26 protein-coding genes are annotated in these 22,232 nt (G+C 67.0%); 7 read left to right on the top strand and 19 right to left on the bottom strand.

Going from position 1 to position 22,232, the window contains the following annotated elements:
- Nucleotides 1-33 precede the first annotated feature (33 nt).
- The 15 genes from ACQY8B_RS15430 to ACQY8B_RS15360 form a co-directional block, all read right to left on the bottom strand.
- Complete coding sequence (locus tag ACQY8B_RS15430; RefSeq protein WP_422087505.1) at nt 34-456, bottom strand: hypothetical protein; 423 nt, start codon at nt 454-456, stop codon at nt 34-36.
- Between the two features lie 24 nt (nt 457-480).
- Nucleotides 481-768: a hypothetical protein gene (locus tag ACQY8B_RS15425; RefSeq protein ID WP_422087504.1), complete on the bottom strand. Its 288-nt coding sequence runs from the start codon at nt 766-768 to the stop codon at nt 481-483.
- Nucleotides 765-1,760 carry a glycerophosphodiester phosphodiesterase gene (locus ACQY8B_RS15420; protein ID WP_422089058.1) on the bottom strand — a complete coding sequence of 332 codons (996 nt, stop codon included), beginning with the start codon at nt 1,758-1,760 and terminating at the stop codon, nt 765-767. The genes ACQY8B_RS15425 and ACQY8B_RS15420 overlap by 4 nt, the downstream gene beginning before the upstream one ends.
- Before the next feature lie 2 nt (nt 1,761-1,762).
- The gene (locus ACQY8B_RS15415; RefSeq protein WP_422087503.1) at nt 1,763-2,305 is read right to left on the bottom strand and encodes a DUF1439 domain-containing protein; all 543 of its coding nucleotides are present in this window, start codon (nt 2,303-2,305) and stop codon (nt 1,763-1,765) included.
- Nucleotides 2,306-2,457: 152 nt separating this feature from the next.
- Entirely contained in the window at nt 2,458-2,949 is a 492-nt protein-coding gene (locus ACQY8B_RS15410; protein ID WP_422087502.1) for a GNAT family N-acetyltransferase, read from the bottom strand.
- A 19-nt stretch (nt 2,950-2,968) separates the two neighbouring features.
- Nucleotides 2,969-3,475, bottom strand: coding sequence for an AAA family ATPase (locus tag ACQY8B_RS15405; RefSeq protein WP_422087501.1), 507 nt, complete (start codon nt 3,473-3,475; stop codon nt 2,969-2,971).
- 190 nt (nt 3,476-3,665) lie between these two features.
- The gene (locus ACQY8B_RS15400; protein ID WP_422087500.1) at nt 3,666-4,448 is read right to left on the bottom strand and encodes an amino acid ABC transporter ATP-binding protein; all 783 of its coding nucleotides are present in this window, start codon (nt 4,446-4,448) and stop codon (nt 3,666-3,668) included.
- Nucleotides 4,432-5,085 (bottom strand): amino acid ABC transporter permease, encoded by a 654-nt coding sequence (locus ACQY8B_RS15395; protein ID WP_422087499.1) that lies wholly within the window; start codon nt 5,083-5,085, stop codon nt 4,432-4,434. The genes ACQY8B_RS15400 and ACQY8B_RS15395 overlap by 17 nt, the downstream gene beginning before the upstream one ends.
- Before the next feature lie 21 nt (nt 5,086-5,106).
- Nucleotides 5,107-5,769: an amino acid ABC transporter permease gene (locus ACQY8B_RS15390; protein WP_422087498.1), complete on the bottom strand. Its 663-nt coding sequence runs from the start codon at nt 5,767-5,769 to the stop codon at nt 5,107-5,109.
- A gap of 116 nt (nt 5,770-5,885) precedes the next feature.
- Nucleotides 5,886-6,686, bottom strand: a complete 801-nt coding sequence (locus ACQY8B_RS15385) for a transporter substrate-binding domain-containing protein (RefSeq protein ID WP_422087497.1) — start codon at nt 6,684-6,686, stop codon at nt 5,886-5,888.
- Nucleotides 6,683-7,474 carry a GntR family transcriptional regulator gene (locus ACQY8B_RS15380; protein WP_422087496.1) on the bottom strand — a complete coding sequence of 264 codons (792 nt, stop codon included), beginning with the start codon at nt 7,472-7,474 and terminating at the stop codon, nt 6,683-6,685. Before ACQY8B_RS15380 ends, ACQY8B_RS15385 begins: the two co-directional genes overlap by 4 nt.
- 135 nt (nt 7,475-7,609) lie before the next feature.
- Nucleotides 7,610-8,365, bottom strand: coding sequence for a tetratricopeptide repeat protein (locus ACQY8B_RS15375; protein ID WP_422087495.1), 756 nt, complete (start codon nt 8,363-8,365; stop codon nt 7,610-7,612).
- The gene (locus ACQY8B_RS15370; protein ID WP_422087494.1) at nt 8,362-9,051 is read right to left on the bottom strand and encodes a hypothetical protein; all 690 of its coding nucleotides are present in this window, start codon (nt 9,049-9,051) and stop codon (nt 8,362-8,364) included. Before ACQY8B_RS15370 ends, ACQY8B_RS15375 begins: the two co-directional genes overlap by 4 nt.
- A gap of 195 nt (nt 9,052-9,246) precedes the next feature.
- Nucleotides 9,247-10,212: a Bug family tripartite tricarboxylate transporter substrate binding protein gene (locus ACQY8B_RS15365; RefSeq protein ID WP_422087493.1), complete on the bottom strand. Its 966-nt coding sequence runs from the start codon at nt 10,210-10,212 to the stop codon at nt 9,247-9,249.
- A 49-nt stretch (nt 10,213-10,261) separates the two neighbouring features.
- Entirely contained in the window at nt 10,262-10,702 is a 441-nt protein-coding gene (locus tag ACQY8B_RS15360) for an OsmC family protein (protein ID WP_422087492.1), read from the bottom strand.
- A gap of 226 nt (nt 10,703-10,928) precedes the next feature.
- Here ACQY8B_RS15360 and ACQY8B_RS15355 point away from each other — a divergent pair, with 226 nt between their 5' ends.
- Nucleotides 10,929-12,626 (top strand): long-chain fatty acid--CoA ligase, encoded by a 1,698-nt coding sequence (locus tag ACQY8B_RS15355; protein WP_422087491.1) that lies wholly within the window; start codon nt 10,929-10,931, stop codon nt 12,624-12,626.
- A 12-nt stretch (nt 12,627-12,638) separates the two neighbouring features.
- Here the strand turns inward: ACQY8B_RS15355 and ACQY8B_RS15350 are convergent, their stop codons facing one another.
- The gene (locus ACQY8B_RS15350) at nt 12,639-13,121 is read right to left on the bottom strand and encodes a tetratricopeptide repeat protein (RefSeq protein ID WP_422087490.1); all 483 of its coding nucleotides are present in this window, start codon (nt 13,119-13,121) and stop codon (nt 12,639-12,641) included.
- A 118-nt stretch (nt 13,122-13,239) separates the two neighbouring features.
- Here ACQY8B_RS15350 and ACQY8B_RS15345 point away from each other — a divergent pair, with 118 nt between their 5' ends.
- On the top strand, nt 13,240-13,761 hold the full coding sequence (locus tag ACQY8B_RS15345) for a thermonuclease family protein (protein WP_422087489.1): 522 nt from the start codon (nt 13,240-13,242) through the stop codon (nt 13,759-13,761).
- A gap of 10 nt (nt 13,762-13,771) precedes the next feature.
- Here the strand turns inward: ACQY8B_RS15345 and ACQY8B_RS15340 are convergent, their stop codons facing one another.
- Nucleotides 13,772-15,436, bottom strand: coding sequence for a phospholipase D-like domain-containing protein (locus tag ACQY8B_RS15340; RefSeq protein WP_422087488.1), 1,665 nt, complete (start codon nt 15,434-15,436; stop codon nt 13,772-13,774).
- 100 nt (nt 15,437-15,536) lie between these two features.
- Nucleotides 15,537-16,883, bottom strand: coding sequence for an NAD(P)/FAD-dependent oxidoreductase (locus ACQY8B_RS15335; protein ID WP_422087487.1), 1,347 nt, complete (start codon nt 16,881-16,883; stop codon nt 15,537-15,539).
- Nucleotides 16,884-17,039: 156 nt separating this feature from the next.
- Here ACQY8B_RS15335 and egtB point away from each other — a divergent pair, with 156 nt between their 5' ends.
- The 5 genes from egtB (at nt 17,040) to ACQY8B_RS15310 (ending at nt 21,440) form a co-directional block, all read left to right on the top strand.
- The gene (gene egtB, locus ACQY8B_RS15330) at nt 17,040-18,299 is read left to right on the top strand and encodes an ergothioneine biosynthesis protein EgtB (protein WP_422087486.1); all 1,260 of its coding nucleotides are present in this window, start codon (nt 17,040-17,042) and stop codon (nt 18,297-18,299) included.
- Between the two features lie 2 nt (nt 18,300-18,301).
- A complete protein-coding gene (gene egtD, locus ACQY8B_RS15325; RefSeq protein ID WP_422087485.1) occupies nt 18,302-19,306 on the top strand; it encodes an L-histidine N(alpha)-methyltransferase in 1,005 nt (334 codons plus the stop codon).
- A gap of 512 nt (nt 19,307-19,818) precedes the next feature.
- Nucleotides 19,819-20,103, top strand: a complete 285-nt coding sequence (locus ACQY8B_RS15320) for a DUF427 domain-containing protein (RefSeq protein ID WP_422087484.1) — start codon at nt 19,819-19,821, stop codon at nt 20,101-20,103.
- Nucleotides 20,100-20,855, top strand: coding sequence for a 2OG-Fe dioxygenase family protein (locus ACQY8B_RS15315; RefSeq protein ID WP_422087483.1), 756 nt, complete (start codon nt 20,100-20,102; stop codon nt 20,853-20,855). The genes ACQY8B_RS15320 and ACQY8B_RS15315 overlap by 4 nt, the downstream gene beginning before the upstream one ends.
- Before the next feature lie 144 nt (nt 20,856-20,999).
- The gene (locus tag ACQY8B_RS15310; protein ID WP_007833935.1) at nt 21,000-21,440 is read left to right on the top strand and encodes a universal stress protein; all 441 of its coding nucleotides are present in this window, start codon (nt 21,000-21,002) and stop codon (nt 21,438-21,440) included.
- 14 nt (nt 21,441-21,454) lie between these two features.
- Here ACQY8B_RS15310 and ACQY8B_RS15305 read toward each other — a convergent pair whose 3' ends face one another.
- A complete protein-coding gene (locus tag ACQY8B_RS15305; protein WP_422087482.1) occupies nt 21,455-22,117 on the bottom strand; it encodes an RluA family pseudouridine synthase in 663 nt (220 codons plus the stop codon).
- Nucleotides 22,118-22,232 lie beyond the last annotated feature (115 nt).

The raw sequence follows: 22,232 nt of genomic DNA, 5'->3' as shown, positions 1-22,232 counted from the left end.
AGGCTCACCGCGGACGGACTACGGGCAGGGAGATCAGGAAATGGGCGGCTTCAGGCCCGGGGCGGGCTCCGCGCTGGCAAAGCGGCTCGCGTGCGCGGCGGGCGGTGCCTGCGGCGCACTGTGCACGATGCCGAGGAGGGGCATGCCGCCGAGTGCCACCGTGTGGCAGACCTGGCAGGCGGTGCAGGTGCCGCAGCCCTGGTGGCTGCCGGCGTCGTTGTCGTCGTGCGAGCCGGCGTGATGGTCTGCCGTGGACATGGCCATGTGGTCCATGTTCCCGTCGGCTTCCATCGCCCCCATTGCCTCGTGGCAATGGGTTTCGGTCGCCGCCGTTGCCATCGAAGCCGCGGAGGCCGCCGGGAGCGAATGCCGCACCATCTCCAGCGCCATTGCATCGCCGAGCCAGCCGTGGATGGGCAGCAGGGCGATCATCAGGGCGAGCAGCAGGGTGCGCATGGCGCGGGATGATAAACCGGCGACTTATGCCACCAGCTGGCCCCGGGCCTTGTCGGCCCACACCTGCAGGTTGTCGAGCAGGTCCTTCTGGCTGAACGAGCAGCTTTCCTCGCTGAAGAGCGCGCTCGACTCGCGCCGGTCGAGCAGGTTCAGCAGCACCTCGCCGTAGCGGGGCGGCAGCGCGGCAAGCAGTTCGGCGCTGCCGCGTGCATCGTTCGACAGCGCGGTGACGAAGCCGCCACCGCCGCCGCTCAGCGCCGCGATGCGCGCGGCCAGGGCGTCGAGCTGGGCCGCGGCGAGTTCGCGGCTCATGGCGTGGCCTTTCCGGGTGGCGGCAGGGCCAGGCCGCGTTCGCGCATCAGGTCGCGCAGCATGTCGGGGTAGTCGGTGATGATGCCGTCGGCGCCCCAGTCCATCAGCCGCTGCATGTCGGCGCGCTGGTTCACTGTCCAGGGCAGCACGGTCATGCCGAGCTTCTGCGCCTCCTTGATGACGGCGGGCGACAGGTCGGCATAGGCCGGCGACCAGATCACCGGGCCGGTTCCGTTGGCCGACGCGGCCTTGACCATCTGCGGCACCGAGGCGAAGCTCGAAAGTGCCAGGCCCGCGGTCCAGCGGGGGTCCTGCAGCGTGCGCGGCGTGGTGAGGTAGGCGCGCGGCAATTGCGGCGCGAGCTGGCCGACCAGCGCCAGCGTGCGCCAGTCGAAGCTCTGCACGGTCACCCGGCCCGCCATCTTCGCCTTGTCGATCTCGGCCAGCAGTGCGCGCACCATCGGCTCCGGCGCAGCGGTTTCGCCGGGCTTGGCCGGATCGATCTTGGTCTCGATGTTGAAGCGCACCGTGGCCGCATTGGCGCCGCGTGCCTGCACCCGCTCGAACAGCGAGGCCAGCGTCGGAATGCGTTCGCCGTCGCGCGGCTGCTGCAGCGCGAACTGCTTGCCGTAGTTGCTCGACGGGTTCAGCCGGCCCACGTCGTAGGTCTGCAGCTGTGCCAGCGTGAGCGAGCGGATCGCCGCGCCGCTCCTGGGCGCCAGCCAGGCGCCGCTGGCGTCTCGGGTGTGGTCGGGGTTGAGCGAGGTGTCGTGCGAGATCACGACCACGCCGTCGGCCGTGAGCCCGATGTCGAGTTCCAGCGTGGTCACGCCCAGGTCGATGGCGTTGTCGAACGCGGCCAGCGTGTTCTCCGGCGCCAGGCCCCGGCCGCCTCGATGGGCTTCGAGGTCGAAATGCTGCCTGGCCGTGGGCATGATGGCCGCGCAGCCGGCGGCGAGCAGCGCGGTGGCGGCGAGGAGCGTGAATTTCATCTTCATTTGAGTTGCACCTTGATGCCGTTGTCCGACACGGTGATGTCGCCGATTTCGTAGGTCTTGCGCCCGACCGTCAGTTCGTCCGCCGTGAAGCTGCGCAGCACCTGGCCTTGCAGCAGTTCCTGCGCGACCACCGCGCCGACCTTCTGCAGCCGTTCGGCGTCGCGCCCCTCCACGCCTTGCAGCTCGAGCCGCTCGGCCTTGGGCTGGTCGAGCCGCAGCGCGCGCGTGGCGGCGTCGTACTTCAGCGCGCTGCTGACCGACACCAAGCCCTGCACCGGCGAGGCGGCCAGCAGGGGGCTCGCGATGGTCAGCGTGGCCGTGATGGCCGCGCGGTTGCTGCGCGCGTCAAGGCCCAGTTGCGGATCGCGCAGGCCGACCATGAAGATCTCCGCGTAGCGCTCGGCCACCGGAAAGCGCTTGGCGATCTGCGCCTGCAGCTCGTCGCGCGTGGCGGTGTATTCGCTGGTGAAGAAGTTGAAGCCGGCCAGCGCCGCGAACGGCGCCTGCAGGGCCGCGGCGCCCAGCAGCGCGCGCAGCATCCGGCGGCGGGTAGTGAGGGGGACAGAAGAGCGGATGTGCATACCTCGCCGAGCTTGCCACAGGCCAAAACGTTCCCAGCCAAGGAATGTTGCCGGCACGCTCGTTTCTTCGATCAATTAACGCTTTGTAGTTAAATGCGCGACTGTGGGCACTACCCGCCGCCGAGCGGCAGCTCATAGCGCGCGAAGACACCGCTCTGCTTGCGAACCTCGCTGTGCAGCGAGAACCCGAATCCCTCGTACAACCTGCGAAGCGGTGCCCGGTCGGCCACGCAGTCGAGCCGCAACCAGGGCCGGCCGAGCCCGCGCGCACGCTCGCGCGCAAAGCCCAGCAGCGCGATCGGCACGCCTTGCCCGGCCCACGCCCTGCGCACCGCCAGCTTGTGCACGAACACCGAACTCCCGCTTTCGATCTCGGGCCAGAAGTGCGGGTCTTCGAGGTCGAGCCTGACGACGCCGGCCACCTCACCGTTCTTGCGTGCGATGAAGTAGCTGCCGGCTTCGGTGTCGCGCCGGATGCGCTCGGGTGCGATGTCGGTGGCCGTCCACAGCGGGCGGCCTTCGGCTGCGATCCATTGCGCGGCTTCATTCAATACGCCCGCCACGGTGGCGGCTTCCTCGGGGAGGGCTTGCTCGATCTGCATGGGGGCCGAGCTTAGCGGCTCATGCATGCCGCATCACCTCGAAGCCTTCGTCCGGCGCGGGCGGCACGAAGTGGCTGCTGATCAGCTCGAACTGGGCGTCCGAGGTCTCGAAGGCATGCGTGCCCGAGGCATTGCGCGCCCGCAGCCGCTGCTTGCAAACCTCGTCGGGCACATCGAGAAAATGCAGCCGGTGTGCCGCGCCGGCCTTCTCGAAGATTCCGCGCGCCCAGGCCCGGTTGGCGACGGTGTTGGCGGGAAAGTCGAGCACCACCGACACGCCGGCCGCAAGCAGGGCAGCCACGTGGTCGGCCATGGCCGCCTTCAGCCGGCCGGATGCGCGCACGTAGTCGGGCAGCTCGCGGATCTCGCCCGGGTACAGCGCGGCGAGCCAGGCGTCTTCGCTGATGAGCACCGTGGCGGGCTCGGCGGCCAGGCGCTGGGTGAGGGTCGACTTGCCCGCGGCGATCTTGCCGCAGACCATGTGAAGCACGGGACGAAGGACGGGGCGGGTGGCGTTCAATGACATCGTTCTATCTCCTGTCGTGGTCTTGAAGAAAACCCCAGGAGACAAAAAACCCGCCTCGTGGGGCGGGTTGCATGGCGTGAAGTCTGTAGAAGAACCGCGCGCTAACCCACCATCTCTCGGATGGTGCGAATAATCGACGCGATGTGCAGGCAGGCCATGGGCAGAGGATAGCCCATGGTGGCGCCCTCAGTCAGTCATGCAGCGACGACAGGAACTGCTTCAGCTCGGCCGTCTGCGGGTTGCCGAACAGCTCCGCCGGCGGCCCCATCTCGTGCACGCGGCCCTGGTGCATGAAGATCACGCGGTCGCTGACCTTGCGCGCGAAGCTCATCTCGTGCGTCACCATCAGCAGCGTCATGCCCTCGTCGGCCAGCGACTCCACCACGCGCAGCACCTCGCCCACCAGTTCGGGGTCGAGCGCCGACGTGATCTCGTCGCACAGCAGCACGGCCGGCTCCATCGCCAGCGCGCGGGCGATGGCCACGCGCTGCTGCTGGCCGCCGGAGAGCTGGTCGGGCATGGCGTCGAACTTCTCGGCCAGGCCCACGCGCGTGAGCAGCTTGCGCGCCTGCGAGGCGGCTTCGAGACCGGCACGCTTCTTCACCAGCGTGGGCGCGAGCATCACGTTCTTGCCGACCGTGAGGTGCGGGAACAGGTTGAAGCTCTGGAAGATCATGCCCACGCGCTGGCGCAGCTCGCGCATGGCCATGGCGCTTTCATGCAGCAGCGGCTTGCCGTCGACGGTGAGCGATCCTTCCTGGAACACCTCGAGCCCGTTGATGCAACGCAGCAGCGTGCTCTTGCCCGAGCCGCTCTTGCCGATGATGGCGATCACCTCGCCGCGCTTCACGTCGAGGTCGATGCCCTTGAGCACCTCGTTGGTGCCGTAGGACTTGCGCAGCGCGGTGATGCGCACGATGGGCGCCCCCACCGAGGTGGCGGGCTGTTGTTGCGGTTCAAGCACGGCGGCCATGGGTTTTCCTCTCGAGGGTCTTGGCGTACAGGCTCACCGGGAAGCACAGCACGAAATAAAGCAGGGCCACGCAGCTGAACACCACGAAGGGCTTGAAGGTGGCGTTCGAAATCATGCTGCCGGCCTTGGTGAGCTCGACGAAGCCGATCACCGAGGCCAGCGCCGTGCCCTTGATGACCTGCACCAGGAAGCCGACCGTGGGCGCGATGGCGATCTTCACCGCCTGCGGAAGGATCACGTGGCGCATCTGCTCGCCGAAGCTCAGCGCCAGGCTTCCCGAGGCTTCCCACTGGCCCTTGGGGATGGAAGCCACGCAGCCGCGCCAGATCTCTGCAAGGAAGGCGCTGGTGTAGAGCGTGAGCGCCACGCTGGCGGCGGTCCATGCCGACACATCGATGCCGAACAGCGCAATGCCGAAGTAGGCCAGGAAAAGCTGCATCAGCAGCGGCGTGCCCTGGAAGAGCTGCACGTAGAGGCCCACGGCCTGGTTCGCGAACCTGCCGCCGCGCAGCCGCAGGAACAGCAGCAGCGCCCCCACGATGCCGCCGCCGATGAAGGCGATGAGCGACAGCACGACGGTCCAGCGCAACGCCATCAGCAGGTTGCGCAGGATGTCCCAGAGAGAAAAATCGACCATGGTGAAGGGCCCCGTATTCGGTCAGCGGCCGAAGAAGAACTTCGGCCCCGCCCAGTCGAGCAGCCGGCGCAACGCGACCGACAGCGCGAGATAGATGAGCGTGGCGACGATGAAGGCCTCGAAGGCGCGGAAGTTGCGGCTCTGGATGAGGTTGGCGGCGTAGCTCAGCTCCTCGGTCGAGATCTGGCCGCACACGGCGGAGCCCAGCATCACGATGACGATCTGGCTCACCATCGCGGGCCACACCTTCTTCAGCGCCGGCGGCAGCACCACGCGCAGGAACACTTGCGACTTGCTCAGCGCCAGGCTCACCGCGGCTTCGATCTGCCCCTTGGGCGTGGCCTCGATGCCGGCGCGGATGATCTCTGTGGAATAGGCGCCGAGGTTCATGACCATCGCGATCACCGAAGCCACCTCCGGCGAGAGCTTGACCCCCGCCGCCGGCAGCCCGAAGAAGATGAAGAACAGCTGCACGATGAAGGGCGTGTTGCGGATCAGCTCCACATACGTGCCCACGGCGATGCGCAGCCATGCCGCCCCGTTCGCGCGCGCCCAGGCGCAGAAGGTGCCGACGATCATGCCCAGCACGGTGCCCACGGCCGTGAGGCCGATGGTCCACGCCACGCCGCGCAGCAGCAGCGGCCACTCGGAGAGCACCGCACCGAAATCAAACTCGATGTTCATAGGTCAGTCTGTTCGTGGAACGCCGCGGAACCGGCTTCGCCGGGCCGCAGGCGTTGCCCCCGGCGAGGGGGTGTGCGCAGCGACACGAAGTGCGCGAAGCATGGGGGAGTGCCTATTCAGACGGGCAGGTCGCCTGCGGCTTTGCCGAGCCACTTCTTCGACATGGCGTCCAGCGTGCCGTCCTTCTTGGCGGCGGCGATGATCTCGTTGACCTTGGTCTTCAACGCGGTCTCGCCCTTGGCGATGCCGACGAAGCAGGGGCTGTCCTTGAGCAGCAGCTTGAACTCTGCGCTCACCTTGGGGTTCTTGGCGAGCATGTCGCCGGCGACCGCCGCGCTGGTTGCAATGGTTTGCGTCTGGCCGGCCACGAAGGCGGCGATGGTCGCGTTGTTGTCCTCGAAGCGGCGGTAGTCGACGTTCGGCGGCGCCACCTTGTTCAGCTCCTGGTCTTCCATCGCGCCGCGCGTCACGGCAACGGTCTTGCCCGCCATGTCGGCGAAGCTGGCCAGCTTCATGCTCTTGGCGGCGTACACGGCCTGGAAGAACGGCGCGTAGGCGGAAGAGAAGTCGATCACCTTCTCGCGCTCCGGGTTCTTGCCGAGCGTGGAAATCACCAGGTCGGCCTTGCGGGTCTGCAGGTAGGGAATGCGGTTGGCGCTGGTCACGGGCACCAGCTCGACCTTCACGCCCAGCTTGGCGGCGATGAGCTCGGCCATTTCCACGTCGAGGCCTTGCGGCTTCATGTTCTTGTCGACCGAGCCGTAGGGCGGGTAGTCGGTGGGCACGGCGATCTTGATGGTCTTGGCCTTGAGCACGTTGTCGAGTGCGTTCTGGGCGTACGCGCCGCCGGCCGAAGCCAGCATGGCGACTGAAGCAAGCGCAAGGGCGAGGTGACGTTTGGATGCAGAGAAGGTCATAGCAAGGCTCCTAGGTAAGTCGAAGAATCTGAATCGGGGGACGCGGCGTCGGCGGCCTTGCGGCGCTTTTTGGCCTTTGGCGCCGGGACGGCATTGGTGTTGTGCAACGGCGCCAGCGCATCGCGCAGCTGCGCGAGCGGGTCGGTGGGCGCCTGCACGCGCAGGGCCGACTGCACCGTGCCGATGTGCTCTGCCATCAGCGCCTCGGCGGCGGCGTGGTCGCCGCGCTCCAGCGCCGCGACGATCTGCACATGGTCTTCGCACGACTGAACCGCGTCGTGCGTGGACTGGTAGAGCATCGCGATCAGCGTGGTGCGCGCGGTGTAGTCGCGCAGCGTGTCGGCCAGCAGCGTGTTGCCCAGGCATTCGGCCAGGCACACGTGGAAGTCGCCGAGCAGGAAGCTGCGGTTGCCGACGTCGCTCTCTTTCAGTGCGGCTTTTTCACGCTGCAGGTGCGCCTTCAACTGGCGCAGGGCGGTCTTCTCGATCTTCCCGGTGCGGCCCGCGCTGCCTGCGCTCCGAATGAGCCCCAGTTCGATGACGCGCCGCGCCTCGAAGGCTTCGCGCGCCTCGTCCTGCGAAGGCTCGATGACGAACCAGCCGCGCCGCGCGCTCACCGTGACGATGCCGCGCGCCGCCAGCCGGGTGAGGGCCTCGCGCACGATGGTGCGGCTGCAGTCGAACAGCATCGCCAATTGCTGCTCGCCCAGGCGCGAACCCGGCGCGAGCTTCTGCGCCATCACCGCTTCAACGATGCGTGCACTGATTTCGGATGCGGAAATGGCCATAGGCCTGCATACCAGCAGCTTCTGTGCCAACTGGTATGCAAGGCGTGTGCACCAAAAAGAGGCTGTGGCTCGACCCGCTACGGCGTGCAGGACTTCGGTTCGCCTTGCGCTGCGTCGTGTAGGGGCCGATGTCGTTCACTCATCTTGCTGAAGGCTGTCCGGCATGAAGGTCGCGCGGTCGAAGCCATACCGGGGAAGTAGTGCATCAAAGGGCGGTTGTCCCAGCGAGACGAGCCACCGCGCACGATCGCCAGGCTTGACTTCGGTGCCCAGCAATTCTTTGGCGCGTTCGAGGTCCTTCCTGGCCAGTTCTCGCCTCCCCTGAGCGTCGTATGCGAGGGCGCGGTACATGTAGGCCCACACATAGGTCGGCTGATAGCTGAGGCCTTCGGTGAAGGCTTCGGTCGCTTCGGGCCATTGCTTGAGCTCGCTCAAGGTCCGGCCCAGGTGGTAGTAGGGCGCCATGCCCGCAAGGCCAAGCCGCTGGTCCTGCATCTTGCGCAGCAGTTCGAGTGCCTTTTCGGGTTGTCCTGCATCTCTGTACAGTGACGCGAGAGTCATGAAGTCCCAGCTCTCGCGGGGTGGCATCAGGCGCTGCGATGCTTCGAGGTCTTGAATGGCCTCGCCGTATTGTTTGAGCTGTCCTCTCACCAGGCTGCGCATTTTCAGCGCTAGGCCTTTCAGGATCGCGGTTTGCGGTCCGCTATCTACACAACGGGTCCAGAGCGCCAAGGCCTTGTCTGGTTGGGCATATGCGGTCTTGTCGGCGGTCAGTGGCAGGTTGCCGGCGACCCGGCACGCGCCTTGGCCCGTGAGGGGCACCGACGCGCAGCCCGCGATGGCCAGGCCCAGCGCGGCGGCCAGGACGAGTCTGATGACGGCTTTGCTCATTGCTGCAGCGACGTTGGAAGGTCGGGACGCACGCGTTCCAGCAAGGGCGGCGTGACGGAGCCTTGCAAGGCGCAGGAGACCTTGGTCCGGCCGGGCGCCTCGTCGGCTTCGATGAGCAGCACGCGCTCGACCGTGCCCTTCTGCGCCACGGATCCGGACTGTCCACCACGGCGCCATGCGTCCATGGGATCGCCGATCCGGCGGTTTTCCGCGCGAGCCCATTCGGCGCCTGTCTTCACGACACGCTGGGCTGGCTGCAGAAGACGGTTGAGTGCGTCCGCGGCCTTGTCGGGCGTACCCTCGACGTCGAAGCCCCACCAGAGAAATGCGCCCATCGTCGCGTCGTAGCTCACCTCGTTGCGCCAAGCGAGCAGGCGCAGGCCTGCCACGTCGATCGGCCGAGCGAAGGACTGCCGCTGTCCTTTCTCCGACCGTGGATCGGCCACCGTGGGGGCGGCCACCGTGCCGTTCATGGCGATTTCGATGCCTGACCCGAATAGCTGGGGCTTCTGACCCAGCAAGGTGAAAAACGACGCATCGCATTGCGCGAATGCCGTGAGCGCCGTCTTCGCGGCATCGAGGTCGGGCGCCGTGTCGGCGGCGCCGGCCGAGAAAGACATGGCCGTGAAACAAGCCAGGGCTGCGATGCGGCGGCCGAAGCCGGTGTGGTCTTGATGTGTGCGCATTGCGCGATTCCTCCCGTTTGATTGCGTTGCCCTTGTCGTCTCCGGCGACGCAGGTCGCCCTCCACGCGACAAGGTGCGGCACTATATCCAAGAGACTTGGCAATGCGCGGCCGACGCGCCTGCGCATCGGCCAAGGCAATCGCAAAAAAGTTGGCGCCGGTGTTGGCGCAGGCGCGCAACCGGACCGGCCGGCGGTCAGTCCATCCGCGCGCCGGACGCCTTCACCGCCTTTTCCCAGCGTGGCGTTTCCGTTGCCAGGAAACGCGCGAAGTCCTCGCTGCCCAGGTAGGCCGGGTCGGCGCCCTGGCTGACCATGCGGTCGCGCACCTCGGGGTTGTTCAGCACCTGCTTGAAGGCGTCGCTGAGCCTGGCGACCACGTCTTTCGGCGTGTCTTTCGGGGCGAGGAAGCCGTAGAAGCCAACCACCTCGAAGCCCTTGACGCCCGACTCGATCACGGTCGGCACGTCGGGCAGGGCGGGGTTGCGTTCGCGGCTGGTCACGGCCAGCGCGCGCACCTTGCCCTGCTTGTGATAGTTGGCCGCCTGCGGAATCGATTCGGCCATGAACTGCACCTGCCCGCCCATCAGGTCGGTGAACGCCGGGGCGCTGCCGCGGTAGGGAATGTGCACCATGAAGATGCCGGTCGCGGTCTTGAACATCTCGGGCACCAGGTGGCTGATGCCGCCGTTGCCGGCCGAACCGTAGTTGACCTGGCCGGGCCGCGCCTTGGCGTAGTCGACGAACTGCTTGAGGTCCTGCACCGGCAGCCTGGGCGTGACCAGCAGCGCCAGCGGTTGCATCGCGGTGCGCGCGATCGGCACGAAGTCGCGTTGCGTGTTGTAGGGCAGCTTGCTGTAGAGCGCGCCGTTGATCACCGCCACGCCGGTGTTGGCGAGCATCAGCGTGTAGCCGTCGGCGGGGCTCTTGGCGACCGCGTCGGCGCCTACCGAGCCGCCGGCGCCCGGCTTGTAGTCGACGATCAGCGGCTGGCCGAGCACGGCCTGCAGCTTGTCTGTCAGCAGGCGCGCATGCTGGTCGAGCGGGCCGCCGGCCGGAAAGCCGATGACGAGCTTGATCGGCTTGTCGGGGTAGGCGGCCAGCGCGGCGGTGCCGAGGCCGAAAGAAAGGACCGCCAGGGCGGTCCGGATGGGCTTGTTCATGATCCGTCTCCTCTTCTTGTTTGCAGGGAGACGATCATAGGCAGCCCGGTCAGCCGGCCAGCGTGGCCTTCAGCGTGATTTCGGGCACGCTCGCCAGCGCCTTCGACAGCGGGCAGCCGGCCTTGGCTGCGGCCGCGATCTGCTGGAACTTCGCTTCGTCGAGCTTCGGCACGGCGGCGTCGAGTTCGAGCGCGATGCGGTCGATCTTGAAGCCCTCGCCGTCCTTGGCCAGCCGCACTGCGGCTTTGGTGTCGATCTTCGTGGCGGTGAAGCCTTCTTTTTCGAGCGCGAAGGCAAAGGCCATCGTGAGGCAGGCCGCGTGGGCCGCGCCGACGATTTCCTCGGGGTTGGTGCCGCGCTTGTCGTCCTCGAAGCGGCTTGCGAAGCCGTAGGGGTAGTCCTTGAGTGCGCCGGTCTCGGTGCTGACCAGGCCCTTGCCGGTCTTGCCGGCGCCTTCCCAGTGAACGCTTGCGTGCTTGTCTGCTGCCATGTCGACTCCTTGGTGCGGTGGGTGGGGGGAAGGGCAGGTATCGCCGATGGCGGGTGCGTTGTCTGTAGTCGCATGGCGCATGCGTGCGTTCCAGCGGTGTCAGAAAAATTGGCGTCACCTAGGCGACGCCCCGCGGGCTTCCCCGATGGGAGCGGCGCCATTGGCGGCTTAGGCTGCGTGCAGCCGCTTTTTCTTCTCCCTTCTGCTTTCCCCGCCTGTTCTCACCATGCAACAACGCCCGCATTACAAGTTCTGGCCCAAACGCCTTCCGCATTCGATCACCGTCCCCGCCACCTCGCTCTGGCACAACCTGGCCACCTCCGCCGCCCGCTACCCGGAAAAGCCGGCGCTCGTGTTCTTCGGCCGTGTGCTCAGCTACCGTGAATTCGCCGACCAGGCCGAGCGCCTGGCAGGCGCGCTGCATGCGCTGGGTGTGAAGCGCGGCGACCGCGTGATCCTTGACATGCAGAACTGCCCGCAGCTGGTGATCGCGCATTTCGCGATCCTGCGCGCCAACGCGGTGGTGGTGCCGGTCAACCCGATGAACCGGGCCGAGGAACTCAAGCACTACATCATCGACCCCGACGCCAAGGTGGCGATCATCACCGGCGACCTCGCGCCCGAGCTTGCCAAGGCCAGCGACGCGCTGCCGCCCGAGCAGCGGCTTTCGCACATGATCGTGACCCAGTTCACCGACGCCTTCGACGCCGACGTGTCGGGCGAGGACGCCCCGGCACCCGCCTGGAAGGAATGGCTCACCACCCGCCATCCGCTGCCCGCGCTGGCCGGCGGCCAGGCCCTGGCCTGGACCGACGTGCTGGCCGCCGGCCATCCGGCGCCCGCGCATGTGGTGGGCGCCAACGACATGGCGCTGCTGCCCTACACCAGCGGCACCACCGGCCTGCCCAAGGGCTGCGTGCATCACCATTCGAGCCTGATGCACAACGCGGTGGCCGGCCAGCTCTGGGGCGGCTCGACCTCCGAGACGGTGGTGCTGGCGGTGGTGCCCATGTTCCACATCACCGGCGTGGTCAGCATGATGCACACCGCCATCCTGGCGGCAGCCACGCTGATCATCATGCCGCGATGGGACCGCGACGTGGCCGGCCGGCTCATCTCGCGCTGGAAGGTCACTGCCTGGACCAACATCCCGACCATGGTCATCGACCTCATGGCCAGCCCCAACTTCGCGAGCTACGACCTCTCGAGCATGACCTACATCGGCGGCGGCGGCGCGGCCATGCCGCAGGCAGTTGCACAGCGGCTGCTGGAGCAGTACGGGCTGAAGTACCAGGAAGGCTACGGCCTGACCGAGACCGCCGCGCCCTCGCACACCAACCCGTCGGACCACCCCAAGCAGCAGTGCCTGGGCATTCCGTTCATGAGCACCGACGCGCGGGTGGTCGACCCCGACACGCTGGCCGAAATGCCCATCGGCGAATCGGGCGAAATCATCATCCACGGCCCGGAGGTGTTCCAGGGCTACTGGAAACGGCCTGATGCCACGGCGGCGGCCTTCGTCGAGTTCGAGGGCAAGCGCTTCTTCCGCTCGGGCGACATGGGCCGCATGGACGAGGACGGCTATTTCTTCATCACCGACCGCCTGAAGCGGATGATCAACGCCAGCGGCTTCAAGGTGTGGCCGGCCGAGGTCGAACTGCTGATGTTCCGCCATCCCGCCATCCAGGAGGCCTGCGTCATCTCGACCAAGGACGACTACCGCGGCGAATCGGTCAAGGCGGTGGTGGTGCTGCGCGCCACGCACAAGGACACGACAGAGCAGCAGATCATCGACTGGTGCCGCGAGAACATGGCGGTCTACAAGATCCCGCGCAAGGTGCAGTTCGTGGATGCGCTGCCCAAGAGCGGCAGCGGCAAGGTGATGTGGCGGCTGCTGCAGGAAGACGAGAGCCGCGCGAAGTGAGCGGAGCGGGCCTTACTTTGTGAGGCCCAGAGACTTCAGCAGCGCCCCCGCCTCGGTGCGTCCGTTCGGCGTGATGGACTGCGAGGCCACCGCCTTGCCCAGGTAGTCGACCACCTTGTGCCGGTTCTGGTTCGGCCCTTCCCACAGGAAGAGCCGGCCCAGCTCCAGTGCCGCGTCGCCGTCGCCTTGCGCATAGGCTTTCTCGAACCAGAAGCGCGCCCAGCGGAAGTTGCCTTCGTCGCGATAGCAGATGGCGAGGTTGGCGCAGCCCGCCACGTCGCCTGCCTTGGCGGCTTTGCGATACCAGTCGCGTGCGGCAGCGGGGTTCTTCTTCACGCCGATGCCGTGGTCGAGGAAATAGCCGACGCTGTTGAGCGCGTGGGTCTCGCCCGCCGCCGCGGCCTTGAGGAAGAGCGAGAGAGCCTTCTTGTGCGCGCCGGCGTCCCATGCGTCGTTGGCCGCGAGGAACCAGTCGTCCTGGGTGGGTTCTTGCATGGTGCGTGCTCTCCTTCGAAACGTGGTTCAAAAGAAAAAGTCTGTGTACCGACCAGTTCCGGCGAGCGGATCACTTAGCCTCGATCGGTCCCGCATTCTGCCTATCTCCCGCTTCTTCATGCATTCGCGCGCGCTGCTGCTCTCCTTCCTTCTTGCTTTCTTTCCCCTCCTGACCCAAGCCGCCCCGCGTTCCTGCCTCGTCGTGGGCATCAGCGACGGCGACACGCTCACCGCGCGCTGCGGCCGCATCGGCGCCTACGAACGCGTGAGGGTGCGCATCGCGGCCATCGACGCACCCGAGAAAGCGCAGCCCTACGGCCAGCGCAGCCGCCAGGCGCTCGGCAACCTGTGCTTCAGCGAGATCGCGCTCATCACCGAAGTCGACACCGACCGCTACGGCCGCACCGTGGCCGACGTCAGCTGCAACGGCGAGGACGTCGGCAGCCGCATGGTGTCCGAAGGCTGGGCCTGGGTCTACGACTACAACAAGCTCGCCACCAGGCGCGGCGGCGGCCTCTTCAAGCTGGAGGCCAGGGCCAGAGGCAAGCGCCTGGGCCTGTGGGCCGACCCGAGGCCGACGCCGCCGTGGGAGTGGCGCCGCAGCGAGCGCGACTCGCGGCACCACGGCTTTTTCTTCTGAGCCGAAGCAATCAGGCGCCGACCCAGAAATCGATCTCGCGCAACGCCGCGCCACCGGGCTTGAGGTAGCCCTTCTGCCAGCTGTCGCCGTCCTCCAGCCCCTTCCATTGCTTCGACGGCTTCTGCACCGCGCGCCGGAAGCGCCAGCGGTACTGGTTGTAGATCGACATGATGTTCGTAGCGTACGCCGAGGCCAGCCCCGGTGCGTCGCGCACGATCAGCAGGTTCTCGTCGTTGGTGCCGCTGGCCTTGGGGCCCAGGTTGTGCGAGCCGGTCAGCAGCACCGGATGGTCGGAGAATGGGTCGACCAGCACGACTTTGCTGTGCACCATGGCAAAGGTGCCAGGCAGCTTCTTCAGTTCGCGGCAGAACCACTTCGTCTGCGCGTCGATGGCGGCGGGCAGCACCACGTCGAAGTCGGCCTTCTCGGAGTTGGCCTGGTCGAACAGCTCGACGGGGTGGGCGGTGGTGCTCGGGTCCTGGTTGATCACGCCCTTGATGTAGAGCCGGTGCTCGCCGTCGCCTGCACGCGCGGTGTCGATGATTTCGTTGAGCAGCGTGTCGGCCGGGCCGGGGTTGAACATCAGGAACAGCACGGCCTGCCGTGCACCCTGCACGATGGCGCGGGCCTCTTCCAGGTCGACCTGGCCCACTGTGGGCGTGAACCACAGGCGCGTGGGCGCGGGGCCGACCTTGGTGGCGCGCGGCCGGCTGTTCTCGTCTTTCAGTTCCTGCGGTGTCTGGTCGCCTGCTTCCTTGAGAAGGTCCCACTGCTTGCGGTACTCGCGGGCCAGCTCGAAGTCGTCGAGCAGCAGCGAATTGTTGGCCTGCGTGCAAAGGCCGGTCTTGGTCCAGTTCTGGCTGCCGGTCCACACCCAGCGCGGCTTCTGTTCTTCGTCGCAGATGACGAGGAATTTGTTGTGCCCCAGTGCGCGCGGCGACACCATGCGGTCGTGCAGGTCGATCTTCGCGGCGAGCCGTTCGCGGGCGGCGGCGTTCTGGTCTTCGCCTTTCTTCTTCACGCTGCCGTTGGCCAGCACCACGTGCGCGTGCTTGCGGAATTTCTCCAAGGCGGTTTCCAGCGCCTCGTCGTCCAGCTCGTAGAGGGCCGCGTACACGTCGCGCTTGTCGCTCGCGGCCTTGGCCAGCAGCTCGAACAGGCGTTCTCCCAGCGGACCCATGAGGTACGCGCGGAAGAGATCGCCGGGCGTCTCGATGACTTTGCGCAGTTTCTTCGTCTTCAGGTCTTCGGCCGTGATGCCGAGCCGCCGCGACACCCACTGCGAAGCCACGATGCCGCGGTTGAAATAGGCCTCGATCTTGGGCGAGACCTCGTGGTTCAGCACGATCTCGTCGGTCCAGCCGCTAGCGTCGTTGCTGTCGGCGCGCAGGTTCTTGCGGTCGGGGCCGACCATCGGCACCACGCGGTACTGCAGGCGGTCGCCGGGATGGGCCATGTAGTCGGTCCACTGGTACTTCTGGATCGGCCAGTTGGTGGATGCGCGGCGATCGCCGTCTTTCTGCTTTTCATCGGCGAAGCCGACCCAGGTGCTGACCACTTCCTCGACGCCGTTGCGACGCCGCATGAGCGCGAAGCCCCGGCAGTCCTTGATGAAGCCTTCGGGTTTCCAGGCGATGAACGCGTCGTCGCCGTTGTGATGGACCTTCACTTGCATGGCGTGCTCCTTGTGAAGCCCGCATTGAGTGCAAGCGCCATGACATGGCAATGACAGCGCCTGGCACGCGGCCCGGGCGCCTCACATCGCGGCGTCCGCCTCAGGATTCGCCCTTGCCCTGCACGTCGGCCACCACGCGCGCATTGCGCTGGAAGCTCCAGTAGGCGCCGGCCCAGTCCATCATCACGACGATGCGGTTGCGAAAGCCGATCAGGAAGTAGGCGTGCGCGAACAGCCAGAACAGCCACGCCAGGCGGCCGCTGAAGCGCAACGGACCGAAGGGCGTGCCCAGGTCGACCACGGCCGAGTTGCGTCCGATGGTGGCCAGGTTGCCGTAGTCGGCATAGCGGAACGGCAACGTCGGCTGGCCCGCGATGCGGCGCAGAATGTTGGCCGCCGCCGCGCGCCCCATCTGCTTGGCGCCGGGCGACACGCCGGGCACCGGCTTCGGCGGCTTGCCGGGCGCGTGGCTCATGGCGGCGGCAAGGTCGCCGACCACGCTGATCGATGGGTAACCCGCCAGGCTCAGGTCGGGCTCGACCTTGATGCGGCCCGCGCGGTCGCATTCGACGCCGGTGGCGGCGCCCAGCATGCGCCCCAGCGGCGAGGCAGCGACACCGGCGGCCCACACCACGCAGCTGCTATCGATTCGGTAGCTGGCCGCGGGCGCGCCGCCTGCGCCGCCGCCGGTCTGCACTTCGAGGCCCGTGGGGTCGATGGCGGTGACGCGGGCGTTCAGCCGCACCTCGACGCCCAGCTTCTCCAGCTGCTCCAGCGCTTTCTGGCTCAATGACTCGGGCATGGCCTGCAGCACGCGCGGGCCGCCCTCGACCAGCAGCACCTGCGCGCTGGCGGGGTCGATGTGGCGGAACTCGCCCGACAGCGTGTGCTTGGCGATCTCGGCCAGCGTGCCTGCCATCTCTACGCCGGTCGGCCCGGCGCCGATCACCACGAAGGTGAGCAGTGCGCGGCGGCGGTCCGGGTCGGTGGTGATCTCGGCCGTCTCGAACGACAGCAGCACGCGGCGGCGGATCTCGAAGGCATCGGCCAGCGTCTTCAGGCCCGGTGCCACGGGCGCCCACTGGTCGTTGCCGAAGTAGCTGTGCGTGGCGCCGGCCGCGACGATCAGGTGGTCGTAGGGCACGCTGTCGCCGTTGGACAGCTGCACCTTGCGCGCGGCGGGGTCGATGCCGGTCACCTCTCCCAGCAGCGTGGTGATGCGCGGCTGCTTGCGGAAGAGGGCGCGCACCGGCGCAGCGATCGACGGTGCCGCGAGCCCGGCGGTCGCCACCTGGTAGAGCAGGGGCTGGAACAGGTGATGGTTGGTCTTGTCGATGACCGTTACGTCGACGTCCGCGTGCTGGAGCTTGCGCGCCGCTTCGAGTCCGCCGAATCCGCAGCCGACGATGACGATTCGCGGCCTGCCCGATGGGTTGGTCGTTTGCATTCGACGGATGATACGCAGCCCGCCATGCAAGCCCTTGCGTCTTGTGCCACAGTGCCTGTCCGCCGATTTTTCGGCTGCGAGCCCGCGGCGTTTTGTCCTACGCGCTTTCTTCACGCGAATGGGCTACAAAGTGCGGCTGACCCGACTGGAGACCCCATGACGCTTTCCCGGCCGATCACACAAGCGGCGAGCGCATTGCGCGACAAGTTCCGCGAGGTGCGCGCCACCAGCCTGGCGCTTGCCGCCCCGCTCTCCGCCGAAGACCAGTGCATCCAGTCGATGCCTGACGCGAGCCCGACCAAGTGGCACCTCGCGCACACCACGTGGTTCTTCGAGACGGTGCTGCTGCAGCCGCATGCAACGGGCTACCAGCCTTTCGACAGGCGTTTTCATTATCTTTTCAACTCCTACTACGAGGCGCTCGGCCCGCGCCATCCGCGCCCGCAGCGCGGCCTGCTGACGCGGCCTTCGGTGGACGAGGTGCATGCGTACCGCAGGCATGTCGACGAGGCAGTGGTCGCGCTGCTCGAAGAGGGCGGCGGCGATTGGGCGGCCATCGAGCCCATCGTCACGCTCGGGCTGAACCACGAGCAGCAGCACCAGGAGCTGCTGCTCACCGACATCCTGCATGCGCTGTCATGCAACCCGATGCTGCCCGCCTACAAGACCGCGAGCGGGCCGGCGCTGCGGCTGGCCGCCGTGCCGCCCGCCATGCGCTGGATCGAACAGCGCGGCGGTCTGGTCGAGGTGGGCTTTGGCGGCCGTGAGTTTTCTTTCGACAACGAGACACCGCGCCACCAGGCCTTGGTGCAGCCGCATGCCATTGCCGACCGGCTTGTGAACTGCGGCGACTTCGCGCAGTTCATTGCCGACGGCGGCTACCAGCGGCCCGAGCTTTGGCTGTCCGACGGATGGGCGGCTGTGCAGGCGAACTGCTGGCGCCATCCGGCGTACTGGCTCGCGCCCGACGATCCGCGGCTGGGCTTCGGCCTGCAGCAAACGCAAGGGCCTTCCGCCGGCTGGAATGTGTTCGGCCTGCATGGCGTGCGGCCGATGGAGGCCGATGCGCCCGTGTCGCAGCTCAGTTTCTACGAAGCCGCCGCGTATGCCGAATGGGCCGGCGCACGGCTGCCTACAGAGTTCGAATGGGAGGCCGCGTACGACGCTCCCGGCATCACGCAGATGACCGGACACGTCTGGCAGTGGACGCGTTCGTCGTACGACCCATATCCCGGCTTCCGGCCGATGCCCGGCATCGCGGCGGAATACAACGGCAAGTTCATGGTGGGGCAACTGGTGTTGCGCGGCGGCAGCGTAGCCACCCCGGCCGGGCACACGCGGCCCAGCTATCGCAACTTCTTTCCGCCGGCGGCGCGCTGGCAGTTCTCGGGGCTGCGGCTCGCGAAAGACATCTGATCATGCGAAATCCGACTTCCTCTTCCTCGCTGTCGTTCGTTCCCGCGAAGACGCGTGCCGTTACCGATGCTTCCGAAGCCGCAGCGCCGCTGTCGGAGTTCGGGCGCGAGATGCAGGCGGGGCTTGCGCGCTCGCCGCGCAGCATTTCGCCGAAGTTCTTCTACGACGTGGCGGGGTCGCAGCTGTTCGACCGGATCTGCGAGTTGCCCGAGTACTACCCCACACGCACCGAACTGCGCATTCTTGGCGAGTGCGCGGGCGAGATCGCGCAGCAGGTCGGGCCGAATGCGGAAATCGTGGAGTTCGGGGCCGGGTCGCTCACGAAAGTGCGGCTGTTGCTGGATGCGCTGGAGACGCCCAAGCGCTATCTGCCCATCGACATTTCGGGTGAGCACCTGGAAGCGGCTGCGGCGCGCTTGAAGGCGGACTATCCGGAGCTTGTGGTGCAGCCCATTGCGGCCGACTACACCATGCCGATGGTGCTGCCTGCGCCGCTGGCCGGCGCGGGGCGGCGAGTCGGTTTCTTCCCGGGGTCGACCATTGGAAATTTCGAGCCTGACGAGGCGTTGGCCTTTCTGCAGCTGGCTGCGCGGATGTTGCGTGGCGGAGGGCTGTTGATCGGTGTCGACCTGGTGAAGGACCCGGCGCGGCTGCATGCGGCTTACAACGATGCGCAAGGGGTGACGGGCGAGTTCAACCTCAACCTGCTGCGTCGTGCCAACTCGGAGCTGAACGCGGACTTCGATCTGGATGGGTTCTCGCATGCGGCGTTCTACAACGCGCCTCGGCGACGGATCGAGATGCATCTGGTGAGCCGGCGGGCTCAGAGCGTTTGTCTGAATGGAGAACGGTTTGGGTTCGAGGAGGGCGAGACTATTCATACGGAGTACTCGCATAAGTTCACTGTTGAAGGGCTTCGGGCTCTGGCTGCTCGGGCGGGGTTTCGTCCGGGGGCTGTTTGGACGGATCCTGAGAGGCTCTTCAGCGTGCACTGGTTGGCTGCCTAGGTTTGGTTCCGGGGCCGGGATATCCGCCCGGCGGCGGACTCACTTTCTTTTGCTTCGCCAAAAGAAAGTAAGCAAAGAAAAGGCGACCCCACTGTCTGCGACCCTCGGCGCGGCTTTGCCATTCGCGCCGAGCGTAGCGATGGCGCGTTCGGTTTCCAACCCCCTTCTGGCTGCGCCGAGGAGCGCAGACGTAGGCGGGATCAGGGCCGCAGCTGTTTGAGCGAAGCGAGTTCTGCGGACCCCCGTCTACGTCGAGCACCGCAGGTTGCCCGTAGCGAAGCGAAGGGACGCAGACAGCAGGGTCGCCTTTCTTTTGCCTACGTTTCTTTGGCGAAGCAAAGAAAAGTAGGTCGGCCGCCGGGCCGAGACCCGGCCCCGGAAAACAAAGCCCCAAACAAGGTGGATAAACACAACGAAGAAGGCTCAAGCCGCAGCAGCGGCACAATACCCCTCGCCCCGTGCGGCAGCGCAACGGCCAGCGCCCCGCAACCCTCCCCCTGGAGACCAAGACCATGAAAGCAACCTGGAACGGCGTCACCATCGCCGAAAGCGACGACACCGTGCTCGTCGAAGGTAACCACTATTTCCCGATGAGTTCGCTCAACCGCGACGTCGTCACCTTCAGCAACCACAAGACCACCTGCCCCTGGAAGGGCACCGCAAGCTATTACTCGCTGCTGGTCAACGGCGAGCTCAACACCGACGCCGCCTGGTACTACGCCGACCCTAAGCCCGAAGCAGAGGAGATTCGCGACCGCGTCGCGTTCTGGAAGGACGTGAAGGTCAGCGCGCAGTGACCACGGCTGCTTTCACACCTCCCTTCATCGCTCCTGCAGACCTCCCGGACGCACTGCGTGGCCAGGGCTATGCGGTGCTGAGCCCCCAGGGGGTCAGCGAATGGCTAGGCGCTCCGCTGCCGCAGCTCGAGGTGCTGCACGCCGACTGGAACGAACTCCCGCCCGACGAGTACCTGAAGGACGGCGGCCGCTACCGCACGCGGCGACACGCCTGCTTTACCGTCGAGGCCGACGACCACGCCACGCTGGCACAGGTGCCGCATCGCGCGCACTGGCAGCCGGTCGAATACAACGCGCTGCACGGCGGCATGCAGCGCTGGTTTGCGCCGATGCTCGACGCCACGGTGGCGCAGCCGGTGTGGCAGCGCCTTTTGCAGCAGCTGGGCAAGACCAGCAGCGACATGCGCGGCGCGCCGCAGCGCTGGTTCGTGGAAGCGCACCAGTTCCGCATCGACACCGCAGGAGGCATCGGCCGTCCTACCCCCGAGGGCGCGCACCGCGACGGTGTCGACCTCGTGGCTGTCGCACTCATCGGTCGCCAAGGCATCAAGGGCGGCGAAACGCGCGTGTTCGAGGCCAACGGCCGGCGCGGCGAGCGCTTCACCATGACCGAGCCGTGGACGCTGCTGCTGCTCGACGACGCGCGCGTGATCCACGAGTCCACGCCCATCCAGCCGCTCGAAGAGGGCGGCGAAGGTTGGCGCGATACGCTCGTGATCACCTGCCGGGCCAAGGGTTTTCAGGGCGACTGACAAACCCGCGCGGCGCTGAGTGCGCGAACGCGTTGCGCCGCCGCTGGTACGAGTCCTACAGTCCGCCCACCCGAACAGCGGTTAAATTCGAGCCCCGGCTCTTTTTGAGCCGGGTCTGTCTGCGAACGAAAGCGAGGTCCCGCCATGTTCAATCACATCCTGGTTCCGATCGACGGCTCCGAAACTTCCATGCTCGCCGTCAGCAAGGCCAGCGGCCTCGCGCTGGCCTTCGGAAGCCGCATCACGTTGATACACGTGATCGACAACTATCCCTTCATCGGCGTCGGCGCGGACTATGCGCTCGGCCAGAACGAATACCTCGCCGCCGCGACGGCCAGTGCCAACGCGGCACTCGCGCGCGGCGTGGCTGCGCTGGCGGCCGAAGGCCTGCACAGCGACCAGCGCGTGATCGACGGCCACGTGGTGCACGAAGGCATCGTCGACACGGCCATCGCCATCGCGGCCGATCTCATCGTGATGGGTTCGCACGGCCGCAGCGGCATCGAGAAACTGCTGCTCGGCAGCGTCACGCAGCGCGTGCTGCAGGACGCGAACATGCCTGTGCTGGTCGTCAAGGGCGGCTGAGGCCCAGCCAGCACTCAGCAGCTCGAAGAAACGAAATCGGGCGGCCGACTTAAGCGGAGCTCCTGCCGCGTCACCGGATGCACGAAGCCCAGCTCGCTCGCATGCAGCAGCAGGCGCGGCGCACGTGCCTGCAAGGCGGCATCGCCATAAAGCGCGTCTCCCAATATCGGATGGCCGATCGACAGCAGGTGCACGCGCAACTGGTGTGATCGGCCGGTCAGCGGCTCCAGCAGCACGTGGGTGGCGGCCGGCTCGCCGGGCCAGGCTGAAATCGCCTTCCAGCGCGTGACGCTCGGCTTGCCCCCCGGGTCCACCTTCTGCAGCGGGCGGCGCGGCCAGTCGGCCATCAGCGGGGCGTCGATCACCGACCAGTCTTCGTGCAGCGGCATCGTGCCGTCGACCACGGCTTCGTAGCGCTTGTGCACGCGGCGCTCGGCAAAGGCGGCGCTCAGGGCGCGCTGCATCTCGATGCCGCGAGCCATCACCACCAGGCCGCTGGTGCCCATGTCGAGCCGGTGCACGATCAGCGCGTCGGGCCATTGGCGCAGGGCGCGTGCGCTCAGGCAGTCCTGCTTGTCCTCGCCGCGGCCGGGCACGCAGAGCAGGCCGGCGGGCTTGTCGAACACCAGCAGGTGGTCGTCTTCGTGAACGGGGTGCAGGGGGGCTGGCAGGGTCATGGAGGCACCGAGTTTAGAGAGCGCGACAAAGGGCGCGCAGGGGGCGTTGCCGCGCCTCACGGCCCGCTCATGAAGCCTCGGATATCCTTGAGCGGATGTCCGGCCCCGACCCCGC

It is taken from the genome of Variovorax sp., from assembly GCF_965279555.1.
Classification (GTDB): domain Bacteria; phylum Pseudomonadota; class Gammaproteobacteria; order Burkholderiales; family Burkholderiaceae_C; genus Variovorax.
Note: the sequence above shows the minus strand (reverse complement) of the source record. Positions and strands in the feature narration are given on the sequence as shown.